The sequence below is a fragment of the Streptomyces tendae genome (assembly GCF_008632955.1).
Taxonomy (GTDB): Bacteria; Actinomycetota; Actinomycetes; order Streptomycetales; family Streptomycetaceae; genus Streptomyces.
This window is the reverse complement of record NZ_CP043959.1, coordinates 3,129,581-3,156,030: the sequence shown is the minus strand read 5'-3', so window position 1 is coordinate 3,156,030 and position 26,450 is coordinate 3,129,581. Positions and strand designations below refer to the sequence as shown.

The 26,450-nt window shown below is 70.7% G+C and carries 22 protein-coding genes and 1 pseudogene; 12 read left to right on the top strand and 11 right to left on the bottom strand.

The genetic code is table 11. The features are described from left to right. Window positions 1-996, bottom strand: coding sequence for a zinc-dependent alcohol dehydrogenase (locus F3L20_RS14505; RefSeq protein ID WP_150154741.1), 996 nt, complete (start codon window positions 994-996; stop codon window positions 1-3). Between the two features lie 108 nt (window positions 997-1,104). Here F3L20_RS14505 and F3L20_RS14500 point away from each other — a divergent pair, with 108 nt between their 5' ends. Next, window positions 1,105-1,872, top strand: a complete 768-nt coding sequence (locus F3L20_RS14500) for a CDP-alcohol phosphatidyltransferase family protein (RefSeq protein ID WP_150154740.1) — start codon at window positions 1,105-1,107, stop codon at window positions 1,870-1,872. A 90-nt stretch (window positions 1,873-1,962) separates the two neighbouring features. Here the strand turns inward: F3L20_RS14500 and F3L20_RS14495 are convergent, their stop codons facing one another. Further along, window positions 1,963-2,505: a hypothetical protein gene (locus F3L20_RS14495; RefSeq protein ID WP_150154739.1), complete on the bottom strand. Its 543-nt coding sequence runs from the start codon at window positions 2,503-2,505 to the stop codon at window positions 1,963-1,965. A gap of 208 nt (window positions 2,506-2,713) precedes the next feature. On the opposite strand from F3L20_RS14495, the gene F3L20_RS14490 reads away from it, so the two are divergent. Next, the gene (locus tag F3L20_RS14490) at window positions 2,714-3,313 is read left to right on the top strand and encodes an HD domain-containing protein (protein WP_150154738.1); all 600 of its coding nucleotides are present in this window, start codon (window positions 2,714-2,716) and stop codon (window positions 3,311-3,313) included. A gap of 267 nt (window positions 3,314-3,580) precedes the next feature. Here the strand turns inward: F3L20_RS14490 and betT are convergent, their stop codons facing one another. The 3 genes and pseudogenes from betT to F3L20_RS14475 form a co-directional block, all read right to left on the bottom strand. Then, window positions 3,581-5,704, bottom strand: a complete 2,124-nt coding sequence (gene betT, locus F3L20_RS14485; RefSeq protein WP_276615864.1) for a choline BCCT transporter BetT — start codon at window positions 5,702-5,704, stop codon at window positions 3,581-3,583. 155 nt (window positions 5,705-5,859) lie between these two features. Then, window positions 5,860-7,396, bottom strand: a pseudogene (locus F3L20_RS14480) (GMC family oxidoreductase); the annotation flags it as partial. An 84-nt stretch (window positions 7,397-7,480) separates the two neighbouring features. Beyond that, window positions 7,481-8,962 (bottom strand): aldehyde dehydrogenase family protein, encoded by a 1,482-nt coding sequence (locus tag F3L20_RS14475; protein ID WP_150154737.1) that lies wholly within the window; start codon window positions 8,960-8,962, stop codon window positions 7,481-7,483. Here F3L20_RS14475 and F3L20_RS14470 point away from each other — a divergent pair. The 3 genes from F3L20_RS14470 (at window position 8,946) to F3L20_RS14460 (ending at window position 13,056) form a co-directional block, all read left to right on the top strand. Beyond that, entirely contained in the window at window positions 8,946-9,353 is a 408-nt protein-coding gene (locus tag F3L20_RS14470) for a hypothetical protein (RefSeq protein WP_150154736.1), read from the top strand. The genes F3L20_RS14475 and F3L20_RS14470 overlap by 17 nt on opposite strands. A gap of 171 nt (window positions 9,354-9,524) precedes the next feature. Then, window positions 9,525-12,380: an ABC transporter substrate-binding protein gene (locus F3L20_RS14465; RefSeq protein ID WP_150154735.1), complete on the top strand. Its 2,856-nt coding sequence runs from the start codon at window positions 9,525-9,527 to the stop codon at window positions 12,378-12,380. A gap of 295 nt (window positions 12,381-12,675) precedes the next feature. After that, a complete protein-coding gene (locus F3L20_RS14460) occupies window positions 12,676-13,056 on the top strand; it encodes a hypothetical protein (protein WP_150154734.1) in 381 nt (126 codons plus the stop codon). 63 nt (window positions 13,057-13,119) lie between these two features. Here F3L20_RS14460 and F3L20_RS14455 read toward each other — a convergent pair whose 3' ends face one another. Next, window positions 13,120-14,187 (bottom strand): bifunctional NAD(P)H-dependent oxidoreductase/GNAT family N-acetyltransferase, encoded by a 1,068-nt coding sequence (locus F3L20_RS14455; protein ID WP_150154733.1) that lies wholly within the window; start codon window positions 14,185-14,187, stop codon window positions 13,120-13,122. 30 nt (window positions 14,188-14,217) lie between these two features. On the opposite strand from F3L20_RS14455, the gene F3L20_RS14450 reads away from it, so the two are divergent. From F3L20_RS14450 to F3L20_RS34580, 3 genes are all read left to right on the top strand, one after another. Next, on the top strand, window positions 14,218-14,685 hold the full coding sequence (locus F3L20_RS14450) for a MarR family winged helix-turn-helix transcriptional regulator (protein ID WP_150154732.1): 468 nt from the start codon (window positions 14,218-14,220) through the stop codon (window positions 14,683-14,685). Window positions 14,686-14,825: 140 nt separating this feature from the next. Further along, entirely contained in the window at window positions 14,826-15,623 is a 798-nt protein-coding gene (locus tag F3L20_RS14445; RefSeq protein ID WP_382683786.1) for a M23 family metallopeptidase, read from the top strand. A gap of 408 nt (window positions 15,624-16,031) precedes the next feature. Beyond that, a complete protein-coding gene (locus F3L20_RS34580; protein ID WP_240810908.1) occupies window positions 16,032-16,319 on the top strand; it encodes a hypothetical protein in 288 nt (95 codons plus the stop codon). 818 nt (window positions 16,320-17,137) lie between these two features. On the opposite strand, the gene F3L20_RS33980 is transcribed toward F3L20_RS34580, so the two are convergent. From F3L20_RS33980 to F3L20_RS14425, 4 genes are all read right to left on the bottom strand, one after another. Next, the gene (locus F3L20_RS33980) at window positions 17,138-17,275 is read right to left on the bottom strand and encodes a hypothetical protein (RefSeq protein ID WP_167534527.1); all 138 of its coding nucleotides are present in this window, start codon (window positions 17,273-17,275) and stop codon (window positions 17,138-17,140) included. An 848-nt stretch (window positions 17,276-18,123) separates the two neighbouring features. Further along, window positions 18,124-18,372 (bottom strand): hypothetical protein, encoded by a 249-nt coding sequence (locus F3L20_RS34575; RefSeq protein ID WP_240810907.1) that lies wholly within the window; start codon window positions 18,370-18,372, stop codon window positions 18,124-18,126. 84 nt (window positions 18,373-18,456) lie between these two features. Next, window positions 18,457-19,650, bottom strand: a complete 1,194-nt coding sequence (locus F3L20_RS14430) for a hypothetical protein (protein ID WP_240810906.1) — start codon at window positions 19,648-19,650, stop codon at window positions 18,457-18,459. Window positions 19,651-19,785: 135 nt separating this feature from the next. Beyond that, window positions 19,786-20,748, bottom strand: coding sequence for an SDR family NAD(P)-dependent oxidoreductase (locus F3L20_RS14425; RefSeq protein WP_150154730.1), 963 nt, complete (start codon window positions 20,746-20,748; stop codon window positions 19,786-19,788). Window positions 20,749-21,091: 343 nt separating this feature from the next. Here F3L20_RS14425 and F3L20_RS35400 point away from each other — a divergent pair, with 343 nt between their 5' ends. The 3 genes from F3L20_RS35400 (at window position 21,092) to F3L20_RS34570 (ending at window position 22,934) form a co-directional block, all read left to right on the top strand. Further along, entirely contained in the window at window positions 21,092-21,343 is a 252-nt protein-coding gene (locus tag F3L20_RS35400; protein ID WP_346768103.1) for a hypothetical protein, read from the top strand. Window positions 21,344-21,378: 35 nt separating this feature from the next. After that, complete coding sequence (locus F3L20_RS35395) at window positions 21,379-21,654, top strand: ATP-binding protein (RefSeq protein WP_346768102.1); 276 nt, start codon at window positions 21,379-21,381, stop codon at window positions 21,652-21,654. 131 nt (window positions 21,655-21,785) lie between these two features. Then, the gene (locus tag F3L20_RS34570; protein ID WP_240810905.1) at window positions 21,786-22,934 is read left to right on the top strand and encodes an EcsC family protein; all 1,149 of its coding nucleotides are present in this window, start codon (window positions 21,786-21,788) and stop codon (window positions 22,932-22,934) included. Window positions 22,935-23,129: 195 nt separating this feature from the next. On the opposite strand, the gene F3L20_RS34565 is transcribed toward F3L20_RS34570, so the two are convergent. Beyond that, complete coding sequence (locus F3L20_RS34565; protein WP_276615863.1) at window positions 23,130-23,330, bottom strand: DUF262 domain-containing protein; 201 nt, start codon at window positions 23,328-23,330, stop codon at window positions 23,130-23,132. A 319-nt stretch (window positions 23,331-23,649) separates the two neighbouring features. On the opposite strand from F3L20_RS34565, the gene F3L20_RS14405 reads away from it, so the two are divergent. After that, window positions 23,650-26,436: a glycosyl hydrolase gene (locus F3L20_RS14405; RefSeq protein ID WP_150154729.1), complete on the top strand. Its 2,787-nt coding sequence runs from the start codon at window positions 23,650-23,652 to the stop codon at window positions 26,434-26,436. The last annotated feature ends 14 nt before the right edge of the window (window positions 26,437-26,450 follow it).

The window sequence follows — 26,450 nt, the reverse complement described above, 5'->3', positions numbered from 1 at the left end:
TCAGGCGTGTGCGCCGTGGTCCGGGTCGTCGTAGCGCACCCGGTGGCACAGCGCGGGGATGTCGCCGGAGGCGAGGCGGGGCATGACGTCGGGCAGTTCCTCGAAGGGCGACTCGCCGGTGACGAGCGCGTCGAGGGCGGGGTCGGTGAGCAGGTCGAGGGCGAGGGCGAGCCGGTCCCCGTAACCGCGGTGGGCGCGGGCCGGGGAGACGGTGCCGACCTGGCTGCCCCGGACGGTCAGCCGCCGGGAGTGGAACGCCTCACCGAGCGGGACGCTCACCTTCCGGTCGCCGTACCAGCTGAGTTCGACGACGGTTCCTTCGGGGCGGAGCAGTTCCAGGGCCCGGCCGAGTCCCTGTTCGGTGGCGCTGGCGTGCACCACCAGGTCGCACTCGCCCTCCGCGTCGGCGGGCAGGGCGAAGCCGACGCCGAGGGCCTCGGCGGTCTTCGCCCGCGCGGGGTCGGCGTCGACCAGCTGGACGCGTACGCCGGGGAAACGGGCGAGCAGGGCCGCCACCGAGCTGCCGACCATCCCGCCGCCGACGACGGCGATCCGGTCACCGAGCAGGGGTGCCGCGTCCCAGAGGGCGTTGACGGCGGTCTCCACGGTGCCGGCGAGCACCGCCCGCCCGGCGGGCACCCCCTCGGGCACGGGGGTCACGGCCGCCGCAGGCACGACGTACCGGGTCTGGTGCGGGTAGAGGCAGAACACCGTCCGGCCGGTGAGCGTCCCGGGCCCTTCCTCCACCACACCGACGCTGAGGTAGCCGTACTTCACGGGCCCCGGGAAGTCGCCCTCCTGGAACGGTGCCCGCATCGCTGTGTGCTGGCTCTCCGGCACGCCTCCGCGGAACACGAGTGTCTCGGTGCCCCGGCTCACTCCCGAGTAGAGGGCGCGTACCACCACCTCGTCCGCGCCGGGCTCCGGCAGCTCCACCTCGCGGATCTCCCCCCGGCCAGGCGAGCCGAGCCAGAACGCACGTGCGGTGCGGTTCATCGAAGTCCTCCTGAACGATCGGGATCCTGCGCGCGTACCGAGTGGTGCACAGGCCGCGCACAAGGTAGCGGCGTTGATCGACTCTGTCACACGGCCGGAGGGTGTTCGGTGGCCCTGAACAACACTTACGACGCGAGGCTCGTACAGCAGGAGACCGCCCTGGGGGCGGGCGTGCAGATCCTGTTGCTGGCCCTGATCGGTACCGCGATCGGCATGGGCCCCGCGGGCTGGCTGACGGGCCTCGCGTTCGCGATCGCCACCTGGGCGGTGCTGTCCCGGGCCCTGTACCGGGCCGGGTCGCGCTCCTTCGGGCCGGCGAACCGGGTCACCCTCGGCCGGGCCACCCTCGTCGGCGGGGTGACCGCACTGGTCGCCGACTCGTTCCAGGACTCGCCTCCTGTCTCCCTGTTCGTCGGCCTGACCGCCGTGGCGCTGATCCTCGACGGTGTCGACGGCAAGGTCGCCCGCAGGACCGGTACCTCGACCGCGCTGGGCGCCCGCTTCGACATGGAGGTGGACGCCTTCCTGATCCTGGTGCTGAGTGTGTACGTGTCGATGGCGATGGGTCCGTGGGTGCTGCTGATCGGCGCGATGCGCTACGTGTTCGTCGCCGCCGCCCGGGTGTGGCCCTGGCTGACCGCCCCGCTGCCGCCGAGCACGGCCCGCAAGACGGTGGCCGCGCTGCAGGGTGTGCTGCTGCTGGTCGCGGCCTCCACCCTGCTCCCGCGCGCGGTCAACGTGGGGATCGTGATGCTGGCCCTCGGCCTGCTGGTGTGGTCGTTCGGCCGTGACGTGCTGTGGCTGTACCGGGCCTCCCGCGCGCGGACGGTCCCGTCGGCCGGGCGGGCGCCGCGACCGGAACTCGTGACGAGCTGACGTCTTCGAGGGGGCGTCACCTCGCCGGGGTCACCCAGCCGGCGTCCGTAAAGGGCGTGGTGCCGTTCGTGCCACGGCGCCCCCGGTCCCCTACTCGATCCCCGTGGCGTCGAGCAGCCGCACCAGGTCCTTGCGTCCGTACCCGAGCAGTCTGGACCGGTGCGCCGCCATCAGCACCAGATGCGCCACCACCTCGGCCGCGTAGCCGTTCCTGGTGCCGGCGTCGCACCACTCGCCGGGTTTCTCGACCCCCAGGCTGTTCATCACCACTCCGTGGTCGCGGCGGACCTCCGCGACGGTGCCGGCGACGGCGTCCAGCAGCGTCTTCCCCGGCCGCTCGCACTCCAGCGCGAAGTGCCCGTGGTCGGCGGGCACACACCCCTCGGGCGGCCTCGCCCTCAGCCCCGCGTAGGGCTCCTCCTCCACACCGCAGCCCAGGTCCTCCTCGTGCACCAGACAGAAGCGATGGTGTCCCGGCGTGACCGGGGCCGGCGGGGGCGTGTACTCCCAGCCGGCGTCCTCGTACAGCTGCCGCTTCACCTCCTCCTCTTCGGCATGTGTCACGGTGAAGCCGTTGGCGTCGTTGCGTCCGGTGGTCGTGCCGTCGTCATTGCGGTGGAAGTGCAGTCCCATGAGGTGCTCCTGGCGTCGCTGGTGAGAGGCGCGGGCCGTGGCCCTCGTCCTCCCTCGTGGCGGGAGACGACCGCCGTCCCCGTCACCAGCTCGAACGGCCCGCACGACCGCCGCGTGCCCTGTTCGCCCGTTATCACCTGATCGCGTGAAACAGGCGGTCGTGGGAACTCTTCCGCGGGCTCCCACCTGCGGTTGTTAGGCTCCGCGGGTGAGGATTCCGGGACCAGAAGAGATCCGCGCGCTGCACGAGAGGCACGCGCCGACGGCCGAGGCGTTCGCCTCCGTCCACCGCCACTGCGAGGTCGTCTGGAGCATCGCCGAGCAGCTGCTGGCCTCGCCGCGCCTCGCCCATGTCGACGCCGAACTGGTCCGGGCGGGCTGTCTCCTCCACGACATCGGCGTCTACCGTCTCTACGGCGACGACGGCCGGCTGGACCACAAGAACTACATCCGGCACGGCCTGCTCGGCCAGGAGATCCTGGAGGGCGAGGACTTCCCGGAGACGCTGTGCCGCTTCTGCTCGCACCACACCGGGGTCGGACTCACCCGGCACGACGTCGAGAGCCAGAACCTCCCCGTCCCGCCCGCCGACTACCTGGCCGAGACGGCGGAGGAGCGCCTGGTGATGTACGCCGACAAGTTCCACTCCAAGTCGCGGCCGTCGCAGTTCCTCTCCGCCGACGCCTATGCCGCCCACGTCCGCCGCTTCGGCGAGGACAAGGTGACCGCGTTCCAGGCCCTGCGCGCGGAGTTCGGCGATCCGGACCTCGCCTGCCTGACGCCCTGCGCGGAGGTACCGCCCGCGTGACTGAGGCGCGAGGTCCGGACCCGCTCGCAGGTGACTGAGGCGCGGGCTTCGAACCCGCCCGCCGGTGGCTGAGGCGCGAACGTGCGAACCACCGACGGTGACTGAAGCACGAAGGCGCGAGCCGTCCGACGGTGACTGAAGCACGAAGGCGCGAGCCGTCCGACGGTGACTGAAGCACGAAGGCGCGAACCGCCCGACGGCGACCGAAGCACAGAGGTCCGAACCGTCCGACGGTGACTGAGAGCGCGAGTTCAGGCCCCCCGCCGCTCACTCCTCCGGCAGGTGGGCGTCGGGCGCGTCCGGCCGGTGGTCGGGGAGGTTGGAGCGGGTGGACGCCTCGTGCCGTACCCGCAGGAACTCCAGGTGGCGCTCGTACTGGTCGAGGCTGTCGGCGATGAGCTGCTCCTTGGTGTAACCCATCACGTCGTAGTCCTGGTTGCCCTCGGCGAGCCGGACCTCGAACCGTACATAGGTGTCGGCACCGCCGACCGAACGCATCGCGAACGCGGGGGTGGGCATCTCGACGGGCCAGACCTCGTAGACGAACTCGTCGCCCTCGCCGACCGGGACGCGCAGGCCGACGTGGGTGAGGCCGTTCTCCTCGACGGTCCCTTCCGGCACCTCCGCCTCCGCTCCCTGCTGCCGCAGTTCGTCCGCCACTTCCTGGAACGCGGGGCGGCACACATGGTCGACGAACCGCGCGGCCGCCCGCCGGCCGGGGAACGACATCGCCCGCGCCAGCCGGTGCCGCCAGTTCGGCGCGCCCGGCAGACCGTGCTGCACCGTGCGCCCGGAGAGCGACCCGGGCAGCGTGGTGACACGGGCCTCGACCTTCATCCGTTCGGTTCTCAGGGCCAGGAAGAGCCCCGCCATGATCAAGAACATGACGAAGGAGAACGGCAGTCCCATGATGATGGTGGCGTTGGTGAGGGCCTGCACACCGCCCACGATGAGCATCGCCAGTGTGAGCAGACCGGTCGCCACCGCCCAGAAGATGCGCAGGTAGGTGGGCGCGTCGGTCATCGGGGTGGGCAGGTCCGCGCTGAGGTTGCCCATCACCAGGGCACCGGAGTCGGCGGAGGTGACGTACAGCAGCAGGCCGACGAACGTGGCGAGTCCGGCGCTGAACATGAAGCCGGGGAACTGTTCGAGCAAGGTGTAGAAGCCCTGCTCGGGGATGTTCATCGCGGTTTCGCCGAACTCCTTGTTGCCGTCGCGCACCAGGAACAGGGCGCTGTTCCCGAAGATCGCCAGAAAGAGCCCGGTGAAGAGGAAGGGGATGACCAGCGTCGCCGCGACGAACTCGCGCAGGGTGCGGCCGCGGGAGATGCGTGCCAGGAACAGGCCGACGAACGGCGCCCAGGCGACCCACCAGGCCCAGAAGAACAGCGTCCACGCGTCGAGCCACTCGGTGGGCTGGTCGTAGGCGAAGGTGTTCAGGGTCATCGACGGGAAGCCGCTGACGTAGTCACCGACGTTCTGGACGATGGCGTTGAGCAGCCGGAACGGGTGGCCCACGACGAGGATGTAGAACATCAGCAGCGCGGCGAGCAGGATGTTGAGCTGCGACAGCCGGCGGATGCCCTTGTCGACGCCGGACACCGCGGACACGGTGGCCATGCCGACCGCGACGACGATGAGGGCGATCTGCGCGGTGAGCCCTTCGGGAATGCCGAAGAGCGCCTTCAGGCCGTAGTTGAGCTGCACCACGCCGATGCCGAGCGTCACGCCGATGCCGAACACGGTGCCGATGATGGCGGCGAGGTCGACGGTGTCACCGATCCGCCCGTGGATGCGGCGGCCGATGATCGGGTAGAGGGCGGAGCGAATGGCGAGGGGCAGCCGGTAGCGGAACGAGAAGTAGCCGAGGGCCATGCCCATCAGCGCGTACATGCCCCAGCCGGTGATGCCGTAGTGGAACAGCGTCCACACGACCGCCTGCCGGGCGGCCGCCAGCGTCTCCGGGTCGCCCTCCGGCGGCGCGAGGTAGTGGCTGACGGGACCGGAGACCGAGAAGAACATCAGGTCGATGCCGATGCCCGCGGCGAACAGCATCGAACCCCAGGTGAAGAGGCCGTAGTCGGGCTTGGAGTGCTTGGGGCCGAGCTTGATGGTGCCGTACTTGGACGCGGCGATGAAGATGACGAACAGCAGGTAGAGGGTCGCGGCGAGGAAGTAGTACCAGCCGAACCACTGCGAGATCTTGCCGACCACCACACCGATGGCGTCCTCCGCGCCCGTCGGGGTGATGATCGCCCACAGGGAGATCGCGAGGACGAAGAGGGCCGACCCGAAGAAGACCACGGGCTTGATCCGCACCGGGCCCGCGGGCTCGTCCTCCGTCGGCACCTCGTCCGGCGTTGCGGGGCCCTTCTCACCAACCGTCGACACGTCACTTTCCTCCTCGGCCTCGGCTGCCGTCCGCCGCTCCGGCTGTCCGGTCCACGGCGTGGGCGCCCGGAACGCGTCCGGTCGCCGGGGCGCATATGCCCGGCAGGCCCGGAGTCGTCGCGGTCACCGTGTCGCCGCCCCGTCGCCCGGTCCCGGCGGCCGGTGATGAGGTCGGCGGCGCGTTCGGCGGCGAGCAGCACCGTCACCATGGGGTTGATGGTGGGCATCGTCGGGAACACCGACGCGTCGACGATGCGCACGCCCTCGGCGCCGCGCAGCCGCATCTCCGGATCGCAGACCGCCAGGGGATCGTCCGCCGCGCCCATCCGGCAGGTGCCCGCCGGGTGGTAGACGGTGTGTGCCACGCGTCGCCCGTACTCCGACAGGTCGGCGTCGGAGGTGACGGACGGTCCGGGCGCGACCTCACGGACGAGCCAGTCCTTCAGCGGATCGGTCGCCGCGACCTCCCGCGCCAGCTTGAGCCCTCGACGATGGTGCGCTCGTCGTGGCCCTCGGGTCGGTGAAGTAGCGGAAGTCCAGGGCGGGATGCTCGGTCGGGTTCGAACTGCGCAGGTACATGCGGCCGGTGGACCGGGCCCGGGGCACGTTCGGCGTCATGCACACCCCGTGCTCGGGCACCGGGTAGCCGAGCCGTTCGGTGTTGACGGTGAACGGCACCTGGTAGAAGTGGAACATCAGGTCGGGGCGCGGCTGTCCCTTGTCCATACGCAGGAACAGACCGGCGTCGGAGTCCATCGCGGAGTTGGGCGGCAGCGGGCCGCGGGTCTCCCAGACGATCACCGACTCGGGGTGGTCCAGCAGGTTCTCGCCCACACCCGGCAGGTCGACGGTGGCGTCGATGCCGAGCCGGCGCAGGTCGTCTGCGGGGCCGATGCCGGACAGCATCAGCAGGCGCGGGGTGTCGATCGCCCCGGCGCACAGCAGCAGTTCACGGTTGGCTCGTACGGCGGCGGGCTCTCCGTCGGCGCCGCGCACGGCGACCCGGGTGAGCCGTCCCGCCTCGTCGGTGAGCAGCCGGTGCGCCCAGGTCTCCAGCAGCAGCGTGAGGTTGGGACGGTCCAGAACCGGGTGCAGGTAGGCGACGGAGGCGGAGGAGCGCAGGTTGCCCTCCGGTTCGTAGGCGAGGGAGAAGAAGCCGGTGCCGTCGGCGAACGGCTCGGCGTTGAAGTCGTCGACGACGGGAACGCCGGTGGCGCGGGCGGCGGCGGTGACGAAGTCCTTGGCGATGGGGTTCCGGTCCGCCTCCGCCACCGGGACGATGTGGGTCTGGAGCCGGCCGCGGTACGGCAGGATCGTCCCCGGGTCCCAGCCGGTGCAGCCGGCGGCCACCCAGTCGTCGAGGTCCTGCGGCAGCGGCAGGAAGCTGATCAGGGTGTTGTGGGAGGAGCAGCCGCCGAGGACGCGGGCCCGTGAGTGCAGGATGTGGGAGTTGCCGCGCGGCTGCTCGACGGTGGTGTAGCCGTAGTCGAACTCCGAGCCGAGCAGGTTGATCCAGTTGCGCAGCCGCAGGATGCGGTCGTCGCCCACGTCGCTGGGTCCGCCCTCGATGACGCAGACCCGGCAGTCGGGGTCCTCGCTGAGTCGGGCGGCGAGCACACATCCGGCGGTGCCGCCGCCGACGATGACGTAGTCGTAGTCCGACTCCGCGCCGTGAGGGGTGGTGGAGGCCATGGGCTGCCTTTCTTCGGGACCGTCGGGTGAGGGGGACGGGGTGGCGCGCTGCCGACCGGGGGGTCAGGGAGCCGGTGGCCGGGCTCAGTTGCCGCCGCTCCCGCCCTTGAACCAGCCGGAGGGCCCCGGGTTCAGGTTCTGGTAGATGTGCTTGGCCTCCTGGTACTCGCGCAGGCCCGTGGGCCCGAGCTCGCGCCCGACACCGGAGCGGCCGAAGCCGCCCCACTCGGCCTGCGGGACGTAAGGGTGGAAGTCGTTGATCCACACGGTGCCGTGCCGCAGCCGCTGCGCGACGCGCTGCGCGCGGCTGGCCTCGGAGGTCCAGACACCGCCGGCCAGGCCGTAGCGGGTGTCGTTGGCGAGTTCCACGGCCTCGTCCTCGGTGCGGAACCGCTCGACGGTGACCACGGGTCCGAACACCTCCTCCTGCACGATGCGCATGGAGCGGTCGCAGTCGGCGAAGACCGTCGGCAGCAGGAAGTAGCCGCGGCTCAGGGCGGGGTCGTCGGGGCGGGTGCCGCCGGTGACGAGCCGGGCGCCCTCCTCCTTGCCGAGGGCGATGTAGCCCTCGACCTTCTCGCGGTGTTCGGCGGAGCTGAGCGGCCCGCTCTCGGTGCCCTCTTCCAGGCCGTTGCCGAGCCGGATCTGGCGGGCGCGTGCGGCGAAGGCCTCGACGAAGCGGTCATGCAGCGAGTTCTCCACCAGCAGGCGGGACCCGGCGGAGCAGACTTGCCCGGCGTGCAGGAAGGAGGCGTCGAGGGCGTAGTCGACGGCGGCGTCGAAGTCGGCGTCCGCGAAGACGATGTTGGGGTTCTTGCCGCCGAGTTCCAGGGCGATGTTCTTCGGTCCCTCGGCGGCGGCCGCCATGATGGCGCGCCCGGTCGACAGTCCGCCGGTGAAGGACACCAGGTCGACCTCGGGGTGGGAGGTCATGGCCGCGCCGACGGTCGCGCCGGAGCCGAGCACCAGGTTGGCGACACCGCGCGGGGCGCCGGCCTCCTCGATCAGCCGGAACAGGGCGATGGTGGTGAGCGGGGTGGTCTCGCTGGGCTTGAGGACGATGGTGTTGCCGGCCGCCAGCGCGGGCGCGACCTTCCAGGACGCCTGGAGCAGCGGGTAGTTCCAGGGAGCGATGAGCGCGCACACGCCGACGGGCTGGTAGACGACGCGGCTGAGGACGTCGGGGCCGACGTCCACGACCCTCCCGCCGTCCTTGCCGGCCAGCTCCGCGAAGTAGCGGAAGGCGTTGGCCACGTCCTCCACGTCGAATCGGCCCTCGGTCAGCGTCTTGCCGGTGTCGAGGGTCTCGGTGCGGGCGATCTCGTCGATGTCGCGCAGCAGCAGGTCGTGCACCCGCATCAGCAGGTCGACACGGCGGCGGGTGGGGGCGTTCGCCCACTCTTCCTCGTCGAAGGCGCGCCGGGCGGCCCGCACCGCCCGGTCCACGTCGGAGGCGTCCGCCTCGTCGACGGTGGTGACGACGGAGGCGTCGTACGGATTGATCACATCCCGCCGCCCTCCGCCGGCGGCGTTCGTCCACTGCCCGTCGATGTACAGCTCACCCATGGCGGGCGCCTCCTTCGCATCCGACCGGTACCGGTTCGGGCTGCCGGCCGGCAGCACGGCCCATGGTGCGGCGCGGCGCGGCGGCACGCGCGGTGATCGTCGCGGACGGGTGGCGGGGTGGGCCGGGTGGGTTACGGAGGGGCGTGGCTGTCTACAGCGGTGGTTCCCGCTGCACGACAAGTACCACGCGGGCCACGACCTGGTGCCGGCCTGGGTGAATCCGGCCCTGGCCGCGCTTCCCGCCGTGGCGCTCCTGAGCTCGGGCTACGCAGTACGGCCGGCCGTCGGGGCGGCCCGCGAGCGGGCGCAGCGCCGCGAGGAGAGCCAGAAGCGGCAGAACAACGTGCGCAAGCATCGCAAGTCCCGGCAGCGCAGGAGGAGCGGGGGCTGATCGGCGACGCGGACGGCGGCGAAGAACAGCCCGCTGAGCCACGCCCGTTGTCAGAGGCAAGCGTTATTCTCGCTAGGCGCTTGTGACACGTGTGTCGTACGACAACGGGGGGTGTCCATGCACGGCCGGGATCAGATGTTCCCTCAGGACTGCCCGGGAGGTCACTCGGGCATGTCCACCGGGGCGGGGATCGACGTCCAGCGGCAACTGGAGTCGCTGATCCAGGACTTCAGGGCCGGCGACCCTCCGATGCCGGTGATCGTGCTGCACGCGGAGGACGCCGCCGACGACGACCGCGTGACGGAACTCTTCGACGAACTGCGCGAGGGCCAGCAGCAGCACGGTACGCGTTTGGCCGTCGCTCCTACCGAACCGCAGCCGGACGAGCTGGATCCCACCGCCCAGGCGGTGCGGCTGCTGCGCGACCTCGGCGACAGCCGGAAATGGGGCGACCGTTCCGCCGCCTACCGGCCCTACTCGTTCCCCCGTCTGGGACTCGTGCGCGCCCTTCAGGACGCCACCGACGATCCGGACATGTGTGAGCACTGGCCGACCGCGCCGGCGGGCACCCCGGACGGCAACGCCCAGCGGGAGCAGGCACAGGCGCAACTGCTGCGCATCCTGGCCCGGCAGCGCTGGCGTCCCCGCCGGCCCGCGCGCCCGAACCGGCAGGTGCTGCTCACCGACGTGCAGCAGTTCCTGCCCATGGGTGTGCTGGGCGCGCTCACCTCCCTGCTCACCCGTCCCGAGTGGTACGTCGCCGTGCTGGCCGGCATCGGGCTGATGATCCTGCTCGCCGCTCTGAACCACGTGCCCGGGCGGGCGCCCCTGTTCCTGTGGCTGCGCAGGGAGAGCCGGTGGTTCCTGACCACGACGTTCCTCCAGTCCGCCGCGCGCCGCCAGTCGACCAGCGTGCGGCTGCTGCGGCCCGTCCGTTCCTGGCGGGCCATCGCGGCCCGCGCCCACGACGTGGCCGAGGCCATGCGGGAGGGCGGCCCGTTCCCCCTCCAGCTGTACGTGCTGGCGCTGTTCGAGGACCTGCGGGACAACCACCGGCGTGCGAGCTGGGACTTGCGCGGCCTGAAGCGGACCCGGCCGCCGGTGCTGTTCCTGCGCCGCGTGGGCCAGGAGAACGGGGGCATCGAGCTGATCAGGGCGGTCAGCGACGTGCGCAGCCGGCGCAGTGAACTGGACCCGCTGCTGATCGTGGCGGGAGTGGCGGCGGAGGACGCGGCGCTGCTCGACCGGGGCACGGACACCGGACCGCCGGCCAACCGGCCGGAGCCCCTGTCCCGGCCCGCGCGGCTGCAGCAACGGCTGCGGCACTGGTACGACGAGTGGGCCGGGAACCTCCGGGCCGACCAGTCGCCGAGCAGGACCAACGCGCTGCCATGGGTCCTGAGGATCCCGCTCCCCCGTGACGAGCTCGTCCAGCTCCGTCAGACGGACTGGCGGTGCGTGAAGGCTCGGCACCGGCCGCCCGTGGCCCGGGTCGTGTGGTCGGCGTACAGCCTGGCCCTGGTCCTGGTCCTCGCCGCCACCGTCGGCGTCGTGCACGCCCGCGACCTGCACCGGACGTACTGTTCCGCGGGCCTGCTGACCGCCGACCGGAACACCGAGCTGCGTCCCGCGCCGGGTGGCGGCACGGAGTGCGTCGGCATAGCGACCGGGGACGTACGGTTCGCCGCCCATCTCGTGGGCGGGTCCGACTCGGAGGGCGGGCGGCTGCGCGACCTGGAGAGGCTGGTGCGCGCGGAGAACGCCGAGGTGCTCCGCGACCATCCCGACGCGTACGTCACGGTGGTGTACGCGGGCCCTCTGAGCTCGGCGGCGGTGGATCCGTCCCTGGTCAAGGGCGCCGAGGAGCTGGCCGGTGTCCATCTCGCCCAGCGTGTCGTCAACGAGAACTACCGGGTGAAGATACGGGTGCTGCTCGCCAACGGAGGCGCGGACATGGGGCACCAGAGTGTCACCGCCGACGCGATCGCCCGGTACGCCGAGCACGACCCGACCGTCGTCGGCGTCGTCGGCTTCGGCCGTGACCTGCAGAGCAGCCCGGACGTGGCGCGGCGGCTCCATGCGGCGGGGCTTCCCGTCGTCTCCGGCACCAACTCGGCGACGTATCTGCCGAAGGAGTTCTCCAACTGGTTCAGCCTCGCGGCTCCCGACGAGCACCAGGCGAAGGCGCTGGGCCTCGTGGCGCGGCAGCTGCGTGGCCGGAGCGCGGCCCCGCACGCTCTGGTGCTGGCCCGCGACACGAAGGAGTCGCAGGACCGCTACACCAGCGAACAGGCCCTGTACGGCGGGGAGATGCTGCGGCGTGAGGGCTTCCGGCTGCTGCCTTCGCGGACCTACCGGGTGACGAACGGCAAGCCCGAACTCCGGCTGCACGCGGAGAGCGTCTGCCGCGGGGCGGACGTCCCGTCGGTGATCTACTTCGCCGGACGGGTCGAGGACATCGGCCCGCTGATGACCCAGCTGGGCGTCGAACCCGGCTGCGCGAACCGGGACATGTCCATCCTCACCGGCGACGATCTGAGCAAGGCCAAGTTCTCCGGTGCGGGCGGCCGGGACGGCGTGGCCCCGCGCATCACGCTCTACCACGCGGCCCTGGCCGAGCTGCGGGAGGCGGCGGCGGGCACCGCCTTCTACCAGGACGCGGTCGAGCATCTCCCCTGGCTGCAGGAGGGCGAGGCGACGTACGACGCCCCGGACTTCGCCAGCGGCCAGACGGCCCTCGCTCACGACGCCACCCGCGCGCTGTACTGGGCGGCCAGCCTCGGAGACGTACGCCAGAGCCGCGCGGCGACCTGGGTCAACCTCAGGGGAGTCAAGCTCGACGGGATGGCCACGGGCACGATCGACTTCACCGACGCCCCGCTGTACGGCGAACGCCACGGCCACAGCATCGCCCTCACCCGGGTCCGCAGAACGCCGGAGGGGGTCTCGAAGGCGGAGGTCCTGTGCAGCAGGCCGGCAGGGGCGGTGGAACCGCCGCTCGATGTGAAGCAGTGCTCGATCGGGTGAGGGCGGGGGAGGCACGTCTTGCGTGGGCGTGAGACGGGCCCGGTTGCCCGGCCTCCTGTCCGCCCGCCGGCCCGACCCCACCGAAGTCCCGAACGTCCGACCGCCGTTCCGAACCCACCGAGAAGACCGCACTGTCCGCCCGCCTTCCCTGCTCCGGAAGTCCGCCCATGCCCGCCACACTGCGAAGGAAGCCGTTGCGATGACTGCCTCCCCCACTCCCCCGTCGTCTCCGCCCTCCGTTCCGTCTGTCCCGGTTCCCGGTCGCCGGGGCTCCTCCGGGTGGATGGTGCCGGTGGTGGCGGCCGTCGTCGGCGTCGTCGCCGGCGCGGGCATCGGCTGGCTCCTGTGGTCCGGCCCGGACAGCGCGGCCTCAGGCACCGGCGTCGACGACGCGGCGGCCGATGCGGCGGGCGCCTGCCAGGCGTGGCAGCGCGTACCGGAGTTCGGCGCACTGCACAGCGGCGGCAAGGAGGACACCGCCTGGATCCACTTCAACCGCGCCCTGAGCGCCGCGTATCTGGCCCGTACGGCTGCCGAGCTGGACGACGGTTACCAGGATCTGAGCGAGGTGCTCCAGGAGATCGAGATGCGCCTGAAGACCTTCGACATCAAGGGCACCGAAGCGAAGGCCGCCCACGAGAAGGTGAGCAGCCTCTGCGCGGGCCTGGACGGCTGAGCCCGAACGGCATCCCAGGCGCCCCGCCCCGGCCTCCCGCCCGTGCACTCGCTGTGCCCGTGCTCAGGCGGGGACGACGGCCTTGGCCAGGCTGACCACGCCCTCCTCCTGTGCGTCGGGGAGTGCGACGTAGCCCTGCTGCCGGTAGAGGGCGAGGTTGCGGTGGCTGGCGGCGCCGGTGAAGAGGACGACGCGCCGGCACCCCTCCGCCGCCGACTCGGCCCGGCGCAGCAGCCACCGGCCCACGCCGAGCCCCCGCAGGTCGGGTGCGACGGCGAGTCGCCCGATGTGCAGGTCGCCGCCGGCACGACGGGTACGGACCATCCCCAGCAGCCGTCCGTCCCGCCACAGTCCCGTCGTGTCCCAGTCGGCCAGCCAGGTACGCACGTCCTCGGGGGTCTCGTGCAGCGCGGGGATGGCGAGGGTGTCGTTGGCCAGCGCCTCCTCCGTCCAGCAGCAGCGCTGCAGCACCGTCACCTCGCCGGCGTCGTCCGGATCGAGAGGCCGGGCGTACGAACCGGGGAGCGGGCCCTCCACGGCGTCGGCGCGTTCGCGCTCACGCAGGGGGGTCAGGGCCTGCGCGACCCGCACCAGTTCTGCCAGCAGCCCTTCGGCTGCGTCGGCGTGGCGCGCCTCAGGGAGGAAGCGGTCCTCCCGCATCGCGTCCGCGATCCGTATCGCGACGGTCGAGCCGAGCGGGACCAGGCGCAAGGTGGTCACGACCTGCTTGGCGTGCTGGACGGCGCGGGTGCCGGCCGACGTGTGCCCGTAGCTGACGAAGCCGGCCGGCTTCCAGGCCCACTCCGGGCCGAGGTAGTCGAGCGCGTTCTTCAGGGTGGCCGGCATGCCGTAGTTGTACTCCGGCGTCACGAAGACGAAGCCGTCCGCGTCGTCGACGATCCGGCTCCACCGGCGGGTGTGCTCGTGGTGGTGGACGCCGGTCGACGGGTGCTCCTCCTCGTCCAGGAAGGGCAGGTCCAGGTCGCCGATGGCCACGGGCACGAGGTCCACGTCGAGCCCCTTGGCGACCGGGGTGAGGGTTTCGGTCAGCCATCCGCCGACGGCGGGGCCGAGCGCGCCGGGCCGGGTGCTGCACGTCAGGACGAGGATACGAAGACGCTTCGTTGTCATGGAAACGAAATTAGCCGCTAGATTAATTACATGTCAACGAACAAGAAGGACGCCGAGGTCCACTGGCTCACGGCCGAGGAGGAACGCGCCTGGCGGGCGTACCGCCGCATGGTGATCGCCGTGCAGTCGCGCACCGTGCAGGACCTCGCCACGCACGGCCTGTCCGACCCGGACTACGAGGTGCTCAGCACGTTGTCCGAACGCACCGACGGCACCAGCACGTTGCGCGAGCAGGCCGCGAAGATGTGCTGGTCACGCAGCCGGCTGTCCCGGCACGCCACCCGCATGGAGGCGCGCGACCTCATCCGCCGCGCACCGGACCCCACCGACGGCAGGGGCTGCATCCTGGTCCTCACCGAGACGGGCTGGGACACCCTCCGCGAGGCGGCACCGACCCACCTCGCCTCTGTACGACGACACTTCGTCGACCGACTCACCCCCGAGGAACTGACGGCGCTCGGCCGCATCGCGGAGAAGATCGCCGGCGACGGGCCGTGAGGGCACGTCAGCCTCTCTCCCTGCGAACGGGCCCCCTGTCGTGGACGCATCAACTGAGGCATCCTGGTCGCCGTCCGTGTCCGCTGACATCGCCGCGCGACGCACGTCGCAGTTCGGAGACAGCATTGCGATCGATACGCATGGCCCTGGTCGGCCTCGTCGCGCTCATGGGCAGTCTGCTCGTGACGACACCCGCGCAGGCGGCGCCGGTGTTCAAGGCGCCCTTCGCGTGCGGCCAGAGATGGACGTACAGCCACCACTCGGCCGAGGTCCGGCAGGCGCTCGACTTCGTGCGCAGTGACGGCGGGGCGACCAGCGGCGCCCCGGTGCTCGCGTCCGCGGCGGGCACGGCCACCCGGCACTACGAGGCGAACGGCGCCGGCAACTACATCGTGATCGACCACGGCGGCGGCTGGAAGACGTATTACTTCCACCTGAACGCCTTCTCCGTCGCCGGCGGCGCCTACGTCGGCCAGGGACAGCAGATCGGCACCACCGGCAGCACCGGCAACAGCTCCGGCGCCCACATCCACTACGAACAGCTCCTCAACGGCGTCGGCCAGAGGATCACCATCAACGGGTCGGCCCTCACCTACCCCGGCTCGTACGGCAGTTACCACCTGACGAGCGACAACGGCTGCGGTACCGGCCGGTACTGGGTCGACACGTTCGCCAACGCCACGGGCTACGCCCAGCCGAACACCGCCGACGCGCAGGGCGTGCTGAACGCGGGCACCAACTACGTGTACTGCAAGGTGTGGGGCCAGGAGATCCGCGGCGCGAACGGCACCTACAACCACTGGTGGCTGCGCACGGACCTCGACGTCACCTACGCGGGCAAGAACGGCCGCGGGGCGTACGTCTCGGCGTACTACTTGTCCCGCTGGGGGAACGACGAGGCGCGCGACAACGGCGGGGCGGTCATCCCGAACTGCTGACTTGCCGCCCTGCGGCTTCGGGCAGGCCCCTGTCCCTCACGCGAGGACCACGGGCACGTGTGACTCTCGTCACCTTAGCTGCGGGCCGATGCCCCGTTCCTCCCTCCCTGTCCCCAACTCCGTGCCCCCTCATGACGACGCCACAGCTGCGCAAGGACGCCGCCCGCAACTGGGAGCGGATCGTCGCCGTCGCCCGCGATCTGTTCGACCAGGGCACCGCACTGCAGCTCAAAGACGGCGCACGCCGGGCCCGGCCTCGGGGTGCCACGGCGTATCGGCACTTCGCCACCCCCGAGGCCTTGCTGGAGACCGTCGCCACTCCCCTGCCTGGAAGGCCTGGCCGCACACGGCGAGCAGGCACTGGCGGACACCGGCCCCTGGCGGGCGCTGACGGGCTTCCCGTCTCGCATGGTCGAAGCTCAACTCACCTGCCCGGTCGCCGCCGCGTCCGCGGTCGAGGACGCCCTACCGCGCACCACGCCGCTCAAGAAGCCACTCGGGACCGCCGGCACCACGCTCCTGGACCGGGATCGTGACGCCGGAGCCGTCCGTCCCGACCTGGCTGCTGCCGACCTGGTCCCGCTCATGTGCGGCATCGGCCCCGCCGCGCACGTCCACGGCGAACGGATCGACACCGGCCACCGCTACCTCACCACCCTGCCAGAAGGCATGTGCCCCGTACCGCCACGCGCCTGAGACCGGGCGGAGAAGTACGTGAACGCGGGTCGTTCGGGTCAGTTCGTGCCAGGGACGTCGACAACCTTGCCGTCCTCGTCGAGGGTGTGGGCGTCCCCGTACAGGTCCCACTCGTCGTCGAACTGCCGCGGCACCTTGCCCTGCGGGTACTTCACGAACCCCGCCGGGGGCCCTCCTTGCTCGAGACACAGATGGAACCGGTCCCGCGCACGGAAAGGGCCGGGTACTCGTCGGCGCCACAGACGTCCTCCTGGCACTCGAAACCGCCGCATCCGGTCACTGCTACGACGGCGACCTGGAGGGGCGTTGGGAATGGCCGAACGGGCTCTGCCCACGGCTCCCGGGCATCAACGAGACCTGGGATCCGACGATCGGAAGGCCGGAACCCCTCGGGATGAAACGCCGCCTTCCCCAGATACAGGCACACCGTGCCGTGATCGACGGCCACAGGGCCGGCCGGCTCCGTCGCCCCACCCGGAAGGACCGCTACGCGCAACCGACCACGAGGCATACCGGCGGCTGCGGGTCCCGTCCCTATCGTCGGCGTTCTCTGCTGCCTGGATGTCGACTGATCAAGGCCGGCCGGCTCAGGACCCCGGACAACACCGTGCTTTGCGCGGGCCTCGATCGTGCCGTTCTCGCCTCGGACCTGAAGGTTGATCACGGCCAGATCCGATGGTCCCGCGATCCGCCGGACACGACCTGACCGAAGGGGGCAGAGTGCCGGGCGGTTCAACCGTTGCGCGGACGGGGCCCCTTCCGGCATCCCTTCTGTCCGGGACCCCACCGCTTCGGCGGACCGCCGGTTCCCTGGGTCGTCACACCCCGGGGCCGACGGCCCCGTACAGGTCGATTCCGGCCTGCACGGTGCGCAGCGTCCAATACGCGGCCGTCATGACACCCGCCACGATGACGCAGCCCGCGCGGAACGTACGCCACCCCTTCTTCTCGCTCATATGCGGCTTCTCCTCTCGACGTTCCTGGCAGAGGGCCAGGGGCCTCGTCCCTCATCTCAGGACCCGGGTACTCGAGATGGGGGGAACGCCGAAGGGCCGTGCCATAGTGATATCTATGAGAGCACACGGGGAGTAATGCCCGAAATGGCGTAACGGTGTCGGGTAGATAATCATAAAAGCTGGTGCATTCGTGACGTACGGTCAGGCCTGAATCACCGCAAGCCGGAGGCGCACAGACGCCCGCGGATATCTCTGCCCTTCGTCCTTTTTCCGCAGCTCATGGCGCACCCCCACTGGAATTCCCGGAGCGGAACGCAAAGAGCCTCCCTCGATAACCGGTCGCAGCCGATTGTGATCGCCGGGCTGTGCTGTGTCCCTGTCGCCGCCAAGCCCATGTAGCCATAAGGCCTTGGCAGGAACGACCTTGCGACGGAAAGATCCGGTCAAGGGTCTTCACCTGTCCGCCGGAACCACATACGACGCTGTTCTCGATGTCTGCCGGTCCGCCACCGAGCACCAGACCCGGCCGCCGCAGGACCACCGTGCAGTGATCGGCACCCGCCGGGGGCGACGCGCGCTGGGCTGCTTCCGTCAGGCCGTGCCAGGGGGACGGCTCCGCCTGGAGGGCTCGGCGGCCGGCGACGAGACTGGCGTCGACAAATGCGTGGCCCCCGCGACCGGCCCGTTCACGGCTGAAGACTGGAAGCAGTGACGTCGGTGATGCCGAGCTCCTCTGCCGGTCACGGGCGGGACGAGCCCGCACAGCTCATCCGACACCGGGCGCCTGGCTCTCCGGCGGCAGTACAGGCGGTACACATCTCAGCCACAGCGGAAGGCCGCACGCGTCCTCAGTCGGCCTCCCGCACTCGTGCCGCGGCCCGCTCGGCCAGCTCGCGCACGCGCTTGGCCGCGTTGTCCGAGAGCTCGCCCAGTACGGCATCGACGGCGGTGAGGAGGGCACGGGCCTCCTCAAGGCGGCCCGCGTCGGCCAGGGCGAGGGTGAGCCGGTAGTGCTCCTCGGCGATGAAGCGGCCGAGGTTGACCCGGTGCCAGTGGCGCAGTGAGTCGTCGCCCGGGGTGGTCAGTGCCTCGCACACGGCGGCCACGCTGTCCACCGCCTGCGGCAGTCGGCCCGCCTCCCGCTCCAGGCGGGCGAGGGTGCGCCAGGCCGAGGCCCGGTCCTATGCCCTTTCCTGGGGAGCGGCGTACAGGCGCTGGGCGCGCAGCGCCTGGGGGAGGTCGCCAAGTTCCTCGAAGTCCTGGGCGAGCCTTCTCAGCGGAACCGTGGCCAGGGCGCGGGGCGCCACGGGGCGGCGGAGTCTGCTCTGGTCCATGATGATGCCGTCGAGTTCACGGATCAGCGTCACCCGCGCGAGCTCCGTCATCCCCTGGTCCCGCGCCAGGTCGGTCCATGTGGAGACCGGCTCGTCCGACGGGTCCGTCCCGAACATCGACTCGTCGAGCTCCCGCACCCACCGTCGCAACTCGACCGCGCTCGCCCCCGGTTCCGGCATACCGCCTAGGCCGCACGCCGTGCCGAAGTCCGTGTCCCGGACCTCGCTCAGCAGCGGCAGATCCCCGGTGTCCCCGTGGAGCCCCACCAGCACGACCGCGAGCCGCAGTTCCTCCGTCATCGAGGACCGTGTCTCATGCCGTAGCAGGTGCCGCAGCAGCTCCAGGTCCCCCTCGGCCCGGTCGAACTGCGCGGCCCGCAGGGTGAGCCGGCGCCGGACCGGATCCTCGGCGACTCCACGCCACGCCGTGTGGTCACCCTCCCGCAGGCGGGTAAGATCGGCGCGGCCCGCCGCGAGCACTGGCTCCCACAGCGGGGGACCGGCCGGACCCAGCCGGTCGTAGGCGCACCCCTCGTCCGCGTTGAGCAGGACGAAGTCCGGCTCCGTACGCAGCAGCGCGGCACGCAGTCTGCCCACCAGCTCGACCGGGGAGCGTTCCGGGAATCCCAGCGCCGCACGGAGCTCGGCCCGCTCCTCGTCGATCCCGTAGTACTCGCGGATCTCGTCCTCGGTCTCCGTGACTCGCGCCAGGATCTTCTCCTCGCCGTCGTCCGGCGACAGGTGGATGTAGTCGCGCCAGCCGGGCAGGCCGATCACCAGTTCCAGGGCCTCGTCGGCGCTGGAGCCGATGATCCCCGTCGTGCCCTCCGACTCGGCGTAGAGCACCGAACCGTCCGCGCACACGAAGTACGTGCCGCCGGTGTCGTCGCCGGCCACCGCATCCAGCGGCCCGCCCGAGGCGAGGCGGACCTCCTCGACACGGCAGTGGGCGGCGCGGTCGAGGTCGAAGTCGAAGGGGTGGGCGACCAGTTCGGCCAGGCGGTGGTCCTGCTGCAGCAGCCGTAGCGCGCGATCGGACATGCGACGGAACGTAACACCGCCCGCTGACCGCCGACTGGCGGCCCCAGCTGCGAAGGCCATGCGCCACGAAGGCGCTCGGGTACATGCGGTTGATCACCTACACGCCTGAAGGCGAGTCGGGTGCGCGCAACGCCGTCACCCTGCGAAGGCGTCCACGCCGGTCAGCTCCGCCGACAGGGCCCACAGCCGGGCCGCCTGCTCAGGGTCGGTCGCCCAGTCCTTCACCCCGACGCGCTGGCCGTCGGCCGGGGCCGGCTCGGCGACGTCGCAGTCCTCCAGGTACAGGCCGCCCAGGCCCGACAGCTGGGGGGAGGTCGCCGCCCACACCTGCGTCGCGGCGCCCTGCTCGGGCGTCTTGAAGCCAGGCTGGGGGATCTCGTTGCCCTCCTCGTCGATCCAGCCGTTGGCGATCATCTCCTCGCGGGGCAGATGGCGTTGAAGAGGCGTGAGGATGCCACCAGGGTGCAGCGAGAAGGCCCGGACACCGCGGTCGGCCGCGAGCCGGTCGAGCTGAACGGCGAACAGGGCGTTCGCGGTCTTGGCCTGCCCGTAGGCATGCCACTTGTCGTAGCCCTGGCGCCACTGGACGTCGTCCCAGCGGATGCCGGAGTAGTGGTGGGCGCGCGAGGACACCGACACCACCCGGGCGCCACCGGGCTCGATCGCCGGCCAGAGCCTGTTGACCATGGCGAAGTGCCCCAGGTGGTTGGTGGCGAACTGGGCCTCCCAGCCGGGTCCGACCCGGGTCTCCGGGCAGGCCATGATGCCGGCGCTGTCGATCACGATGTCGATGGTCCGGCCGCCGGCCAGGAACCGTTCGGCGAAGCCGCGGACGCTGTCCTGGTCCGCCAGGTCGAGCTCGTCCACCTCGACGCCGCTCAGACCGGCCAGCGCCTCGTCGGCGGTGGACCGGCGGCGGGCGGGGACGACGACGTGGGCGCCGGCCCGTGTGAGGGCCCGGGTGGTCTCCAGGCCGATCCCGGAGTAGCCGCCCGTGACGATCGCGAGCTTCCCGGTGAGATCGATGCCCGCCAGGACCTCGTCCGCGGTGCTGGTCGCTCCGAAACCGGAGCCGATCTTGTGCTGTCCTGTACTCATGTCCAAAACGCTACGAATTGGAGTGCTCTCGAAGTCAAGCGGACGGGGGCGGTGCGTCCGGACAGGGAAGAGCCCAGGCCGGATGGGGGATGCCGGTCGGGGCGTCAAGGGTGGGTGCGCATGGCGGTCGAGGGCAGCTGCGACGAACCCAACCGGAAGTGCAATCTGGACGGTGCTCAGGTGACCTCGCCCGGAGGGATACGGCTGATGTGCCGGATGGCCCTCGACGGACGGTTGCGTCGGCTTCCTTGACGCCACACGACGGCACCCAGACATGTACAGCCCCCTCCCGTACAGGCGCACCTGCTGGTAACACGCCGATCACCGGCCCCACTCTGACGGCATGCACAGCACTTCCTCCGCTGAGACAGGCGTGCCGGTGGCTTCCGGCGCTGACTCTTCCGCCGAGCTCGCCATGGCGTTGACCTCCACCCCGCGCGGCGCCTGCTTGGCCCGGCTCTTCGTGGCTCAGTGCCTTCACTCCTGGGGCCACCCCTACGACAGCCCCGTCAACGAGACGCTCACCCTGATCACCGCGGAACTGTGCGCCAATGCCGTGCTGCACGGACGCGTCCCGGGTGGGTCTTCCATGTGAGGCTGGCCGCCGAGGCCGGGGGCGGACGGCTACGCGTGGAAGTCTCCGACACCCGCGCCGAACGGTGGCTGTCCGTCCCCGCCCTCTCCACCATGGACACCGAGTCCGAGTCCGGCCGCGGTCTCCTCCTCGTCGCCTCCCTGGCCGACGACTGGGGCGTCACCGACCGCCTGGGCGGTCCCGGCAAGACCGTGTGGGCGTCCGTCGACGTGCCCGGTTCCGCCGAGCCGGACCCGCGCCTCCCACAGCGGCAGGGCGCCAACGGTGGAACAGCAGCCCGACGCGGCTCCGATCGCCCCCCGAGACGCTAAAGTTGCGCCTTATGGGGAGGACGTCGCGCGGCTGATGAGCCGCGCTCGACGAAGCTTCACGCGGAGACGGCAGCCGGGGCACGCGTCCCGTCGGCCCGGCCGACCGCGGAAATGTCTGGGGGGAACGCGCCATGAAAGATGCGCCGACGCACGCTGCCGACATCGACGCCGACATTGACGTGGACGGTGTCGACGAGACCGCCGACCGGAAGGTCGTGGAAGAGGAACAGGCCCAGATCAAGGACTTCGTCAAGGGCCTGAGCGGGGACGACATCAAGTCGGGCAACTGGTTCACCAAGCTCGCCGCCCACGCGATGAACGCGTACACCGAGAAGGTCGACTGGCAGTACTTCCAGGACCGGTACGCGGGCGTGCCCGCGGACGTCGTCGTGGACCAGCGGATCAAGATGGCGGCCCGCTACGCCGCGCTCGAAGGCGGGCTCTCCGCCGGCGCGTACACTGCAACTGTCGCCGCGACCATCGGCACTGCCGGGGGTGCCTCCCCCGCAACCGTCCCCGCGGCCTTGACGACTGTGATGGCCGACGTCGCGTTCATCTCCCAGCTTCAGCTCCGCCTAACCTACGACATCTCCGTCCTCTACCGGGTGCCGATCAATGTGCATGACCCCGAGGACCTATGGAAGCTCATCCGCGTGGCCTTCACCATCAAGAGCGGGGAAGCGGCCAACAAAACCGTGACCAAAGCGATCCCGGTCATGGTGCGACCGTTGGTCAAGCGCTTCTACTCAGGATCGGTGCTCACCGCCGGGAGGGCGCTCCCCGTCGTCGGGAAGCACCTCCTCCAACGCAACGTCATCAAGATCGGCATCCCCCTGGTCGGCGTCCCCCTTGCCGTCCTGCTCAACCGCTACACCACGCTCGTGGCCGGCCGGCACGCACGGGCCGTGTTCAGGAACGAGGCGCGGATCATCGAACTGGCCGAGGGGCTGAGCGAGCGCAGCCTGCACCCGGAGCTGATGCTCTGGGTCGCCTGGCTCGTCCTCCGGGCGAACGCCAAGGCCAAGATCGCCGACGACGAGGCACTGCTGATGCGGCATCTCGTGAGGGCCGTCCGTGAGCGGCACGGCGTGGCCGACGAACGACTCGCCCAGGTCGTCGACATCGACCCGGCGGACGTGTGGAAGCGGGTGGCCGACGAGACGGGAGACCTCGGCGACGTGCTCGACGCCGCCGAGCGCGTGGCCGGCGTGGACGGTGACCTCGACTCCCGCGAGGAGGCGATTCTGGCGGAGCTCCGGGAGCGGTGTCGCCGAAGCTGACCTCTTCGCCCGGCGGGGGCACCGCGCCACTCCTCCGCCGTGCCCCGGCAGCGCGCAAGCGCGGCCGTGCAAGCGTCGTCGCTGGTGACACGCCCGCCCCATGCTCACAGCGGGCTTCAGGCTCCCGGCCCTACGGGGCCCCCGCTCGTCAGTAGCACGGTGAACCTGGTCAATGACCGGGCGGACAACCCCCCTCTAAGGACCGGCGTGCACCTGGCAGGACTTCTGGGTCTGGACCGCGGCAGCTGTCTCGAAAGGCATGGTCGGCCCCGTCTTCCACAGCAGCAGCGCGCCGACCGGATAGCCGCGGTAGAGGGAGTCGAACAGATCACGCACGTCAGGTCGCATCCACACGAAGTCTCGGTGGACGGACGGGATGACGATGTGACCGTGCAACAGGTTCTCGACCTTGGAGATGATCTTTTCGTTCGCCAGTCCCGTGCCACCCCCAACACGCTAGTGGTGATCTGCACCACTCACGATATCCATCGTCAGCAGCCACACACGCAAATCGGCCAACGGCCGCAAAGCAGATGCGGATCCGCAGCGCAGCACGACGGACGGAGCCGTGCAGCACTTCGAAGACCTGACAACACTCAAGTCCCCTTGCACCTGGTTGTGTTCAAACTATTGACACGTGAATTACATGGGCTTTACGTTCCGGCCATCTGAGAGCGCTCTCAGAGCCTCCCCCTGTCACGACTTGAGGTGACGCATGCCATCCCCACGCACCAGACCGGCCACCGTTCTGCTGCTGGCCTCGGCCCTCGCCGCCGTCGGCCTGGCCGGCCCGGCCGCCGCCCCCGCAGCCGCCGCCACCATCCCCGTAGGCTCCGGCAGTTACTCCGACACCCGGCCGGCCGGCACGTCCGGCCCCACCACCAACACGGGAACGCCGGTCACGCCCAAGGTGACCGCCACCGCCAGGAACCGGCCCGTGCCGACCAACGACTGGTGGTCCTCCCTCGCCTTCCAGCGCTACGGCGACAACCCGTACTCGACCCCCATGTACGGGCACCCCCTCACCTACCAGGCCACCGCCGGCGGACTGGACGTCGGTTACCCGACGTCGCCCACGATCACCGGCGACGGCCGCCAGTACGAGTACGCCCACAAGCGCGACCTCACCATCGGGCTGACCGGCCTCAACTCCCCCGACACCAAGGCCGACGCCTGGTCCGACTGGACGGTCACCCCCTACTGGTCCGACGGCGCCCGCACCCTGCGCACCACCATCGGACACGGCTCCCCGTTCGTGTACGCCAAGGGAACCGGCGGCAACGCGCAGATCACCACCGCCGGCGCGCCCAGCGTCTTCGCCGACCAGGGCAACGTCCTCGGCATCACCGTCGCCGGCCACCACTACGCCCTCTTCGCACCCACCGGCAGCGACTGGAACGTGTCCGGCTCCACCGTCAGCGCCGGTCTGGGCGGCAAGGACTACTTCTCCGTCGCCGTGCTGCCGTCCACCGGCGCGCTGGCGACGTTCAAGAAGTACGCGTACAGCTTCGTCACCGACTCCAAGGTGACCTGGAACTACTCCGGGGGCACCGTCAGGGCGACGTACACGCTCACCACCGAGGCGCAGGAGGGCACCGAGCGCGGCACGCTCCAGGCCCTCTACCGCCACCAGTGGCTGCACACCACGGACCCCCTCACCTCGTACACGTACGTCTCGCCGCGCGGCACCATGAAGGTGCGCGAGGCGGCTTCCTTCACCACCACCCAGAAGGCGGCGGCGGTGCTGCCCGCGCTGCCGAAGTCGAACGGCGTGGACGCCGCCCGGCTGCGCGGCTACCTGAACGACGTGGTGAACGCCTCCGACCCCTTCTCCGGGGCCGTCGACACCTACTGGACCGGCAAGGCGCTGGGCCGTCTCGCCCAACTGGTACCCGTGGCCGAGCAGATCGGTGAGACCGGCATCCGCGACCGGATGCTGAACCTGATGAAGGGCCGGCTCCAGGACTGGTTCACGGCCGGCGGCGCGAACGAGTTCAGCTACGACAAGGACTGGAAGACGCTCACCGGTTACCCGGCCTCCTACGGCAGTGACGCCGAGCTGAACGACCACCACTTCCACTACGGTTACTACGTCTACGCGGCGGCTATCGTGGCCCAGTACGACCCGTCCTGGGCCGCAGACTCCGCCTGGGGCGGTATGGTCAAGACCCTCGTCCGGGACACCGCCAACCCCAACCGCACGGACTCCGCGTTCCCCTTCCTGCGCGGCTTCGACGTGTACGCGGGTCACGGCTGGGCCTCCGGCCACCAGGGTTTCGCGGCGGGCAACAACCAGGAGTCCTCGTCGGAGTCCACCAACCTGAGCGCGGCCCTCGTCCTCTGGGGCTCCGCGACCGGTGACACGTCGCTGCGCGACCTAGGCACGTTCCTGCTGACCACGGAGTCGGAGTCGATCGCCCAGTACTGGTTCGACGCCGACGAGCAGGTCTTCCCGTCCTCGTTCGGGCACGACACGGCCGGCATGGTGTGGGGCAGCGGCGCCGCCTACTCCACCTGGTGGACCGCCAACCCCGAGGAGATCCACGGCATCAACGTCCTGCCCGTGACCGGCGGTTCGCTGCACCTCGGCGGTGAGAAGGCCGCGATCCGGCGCAACCTCGCCGAGATGGAACGGGAGAACGGCGGCCCCGCCGTCGAATGGCGCGACCTGCTCTGGGAGTTCGAGTCGTTCGCCGACCCTGCCTCGGCGAAGGCCAAGTGGGACGCGGGCAACGGCGGCTACACACCGGAAGAGGGTGAGTCGAAGGCACACACCTACCACTGGATCAACAGCCTCGCCGCTCTCGGTGCCCCGGACGCGACGGTGACGGGTGACATCCCGACCTCCGCCGTGTTCACCAAGGGCACGACCCGGACCTACGCGGCCCACAACCACGGTTCGACCGCCCGCACGGTGACCTTCTCCGACGGCAAGACGCTGTCCGTGCCGGCCCGTTCGACGGCGACCGGCACGGGGACCGGCTCCACGGACCCCGACCCGGATCCGGACCCGGAGCCGCCGACCGGCAACACCTTCCAGCTGCGCGCCGGCGGTGTCCTGACCACGGCGACCGGCGGGACGGCGGGCAGCGACACGATCGCCTCCGCCAACGGCGCCAACCACGACGGCACGCCGTACCAGCCTCTGGTCTACGAGGTGCGGGGCGTCAACGGCACGCTCTCCTCCGGCGGGCAGACCGCCTTCCGCCTCCAGATCGACGCGGGCACGACGGTCGGTCTCGGTCAACAGGCCCGGGTGAGCTACGACTTCACCGGTGACGGCAGCTTCGACCGGACGGAGACGTACCACTACTTCGCGACCGACCCGGTGACGGGCTGGGAGGAGTACACCCAGGCTCGCGGCCTCAAGTCCGCCACAGGCACCCTGAGCAACCTCAGGGGCGGCACGGTGCGCCTCGAGGTGTGGAGCGCCATCGGCAACGGCACCTCGAAGCTGCAGACGGGCACGGACAAGTCGGTACTGGTCATTCCGTACAGCTGAGCCGCTGAGAGCGG

Excerpts from the sequence above, each read along its gene's own strand:
- F3L20_RS14455 (WP_150154733.1), bottom strand. The coding sequence starts at position 14,187 with ATGACAACGAAGCGTCTTCGTATCCTCGTCCTGACGTGCAGCACCCGG.
- F3L20_RS14505 (WP_150154741.1), bottom strand. The coding sequence starts at position 996 with ATGAACCGCACCGCACGTGCGTTCTGGCTCGGCTCGCCTGGCCGGGGG.
- F3L20_RS34580 (WP_240810908.1), top strand. The coding sequence starts at position 16,032 with ATGGTCGAAGCTCAACTCACCTGCCCGGTCGCCGCCGCGTCCGCGGTC.
- F3L20_RS14450 (WP_150154732.1), top strand. The coding sequence starts at position 14,218 with ATGTCAACGAACAAGAAGGACGCCGAGGTCCACTGGCTCACGGCCGAG.
- F3L20_RS14495 (WP_150154739.1), bottom strand. The coding sequence starts at position 2,505 with ATGGGACTGCACTTCCACCGCAATGACGACGGCACGACCACCGGACGC.
- F3L20_RS14430 (WP_240810906.1), bottom strand. The coding sequence starts at position 19,650 with ATGTCCGATCGCGCGCTACGGCTGCTGCAGCAGGACCACCGCCTGGCC.
- F3L20_RS34570 (WP_240810905.1), top strand. The coding sequence starts at position 21,786 with ATGAAAGATGCGCCGACGCACGCTGCCGACATCGACGCCGACATTGAC.
- F3L20_RS14475 (WP_150154737.1), bottom strand. The coding sequence starts at position 8,962 with ATGGGTGAGCTGTACATCGACGGGCAGTGGACGAACGCCGCCGGCGGA.
- F3L20_RS33980 (WP_167534527.1), bottom strand. The coding sequence starts at position 17,275 with ATGAGCGAGAAGAAGGGGTGGCGTACGTTCCGCGCGGGCTGCGTCATC.
- F3L20_RS14445 (WP_382683786.1), top strand. The coding sequence starts at position 14,826 with ATGGCCCTGGTCGGCCTCGTCGCGCTCATGGGCAGTCTGCTCGTGACG.
- F3L20_RS35400 (WP_346768103.1), top strand. The coding sequence starts at position 21,092 with ATGCACAGCACTTCCTCCGCTGAGACAGGCGTGCCGGTGGCTTCCGGC.
- F3L20_RS14465 (WP_150154735.1), top strand. The coding sequence starts at position 9,525 with ATGTCCACCGGGGCGGGGATCGACGTCCAGCGGCAACTGGAGTCGCTG.
- F3L20_RS14470 (WP_150154736.1), top strand. The coding sequence starts at position 8,946 with ATGTACAGCTCACCCATGGCGGGCGCCTCCTTCGCATCCGACCGGTAC.
- F3L20_RS14425 (WP_150154730.1), bottom strand. The coding sequence starts at position 20,748 with ATGAGTACAGGACAGCACAAGATCGGCTCCGGTTTCGGAGCGACCAGC.
- F3L20_RS14405 (WP_150154729.1), top strand. The coding sequence starts at position 23,650 with ATGCCATCCCCACGCACCAGACCGGCCACCGTTCTGCTGCTGGCCTCG.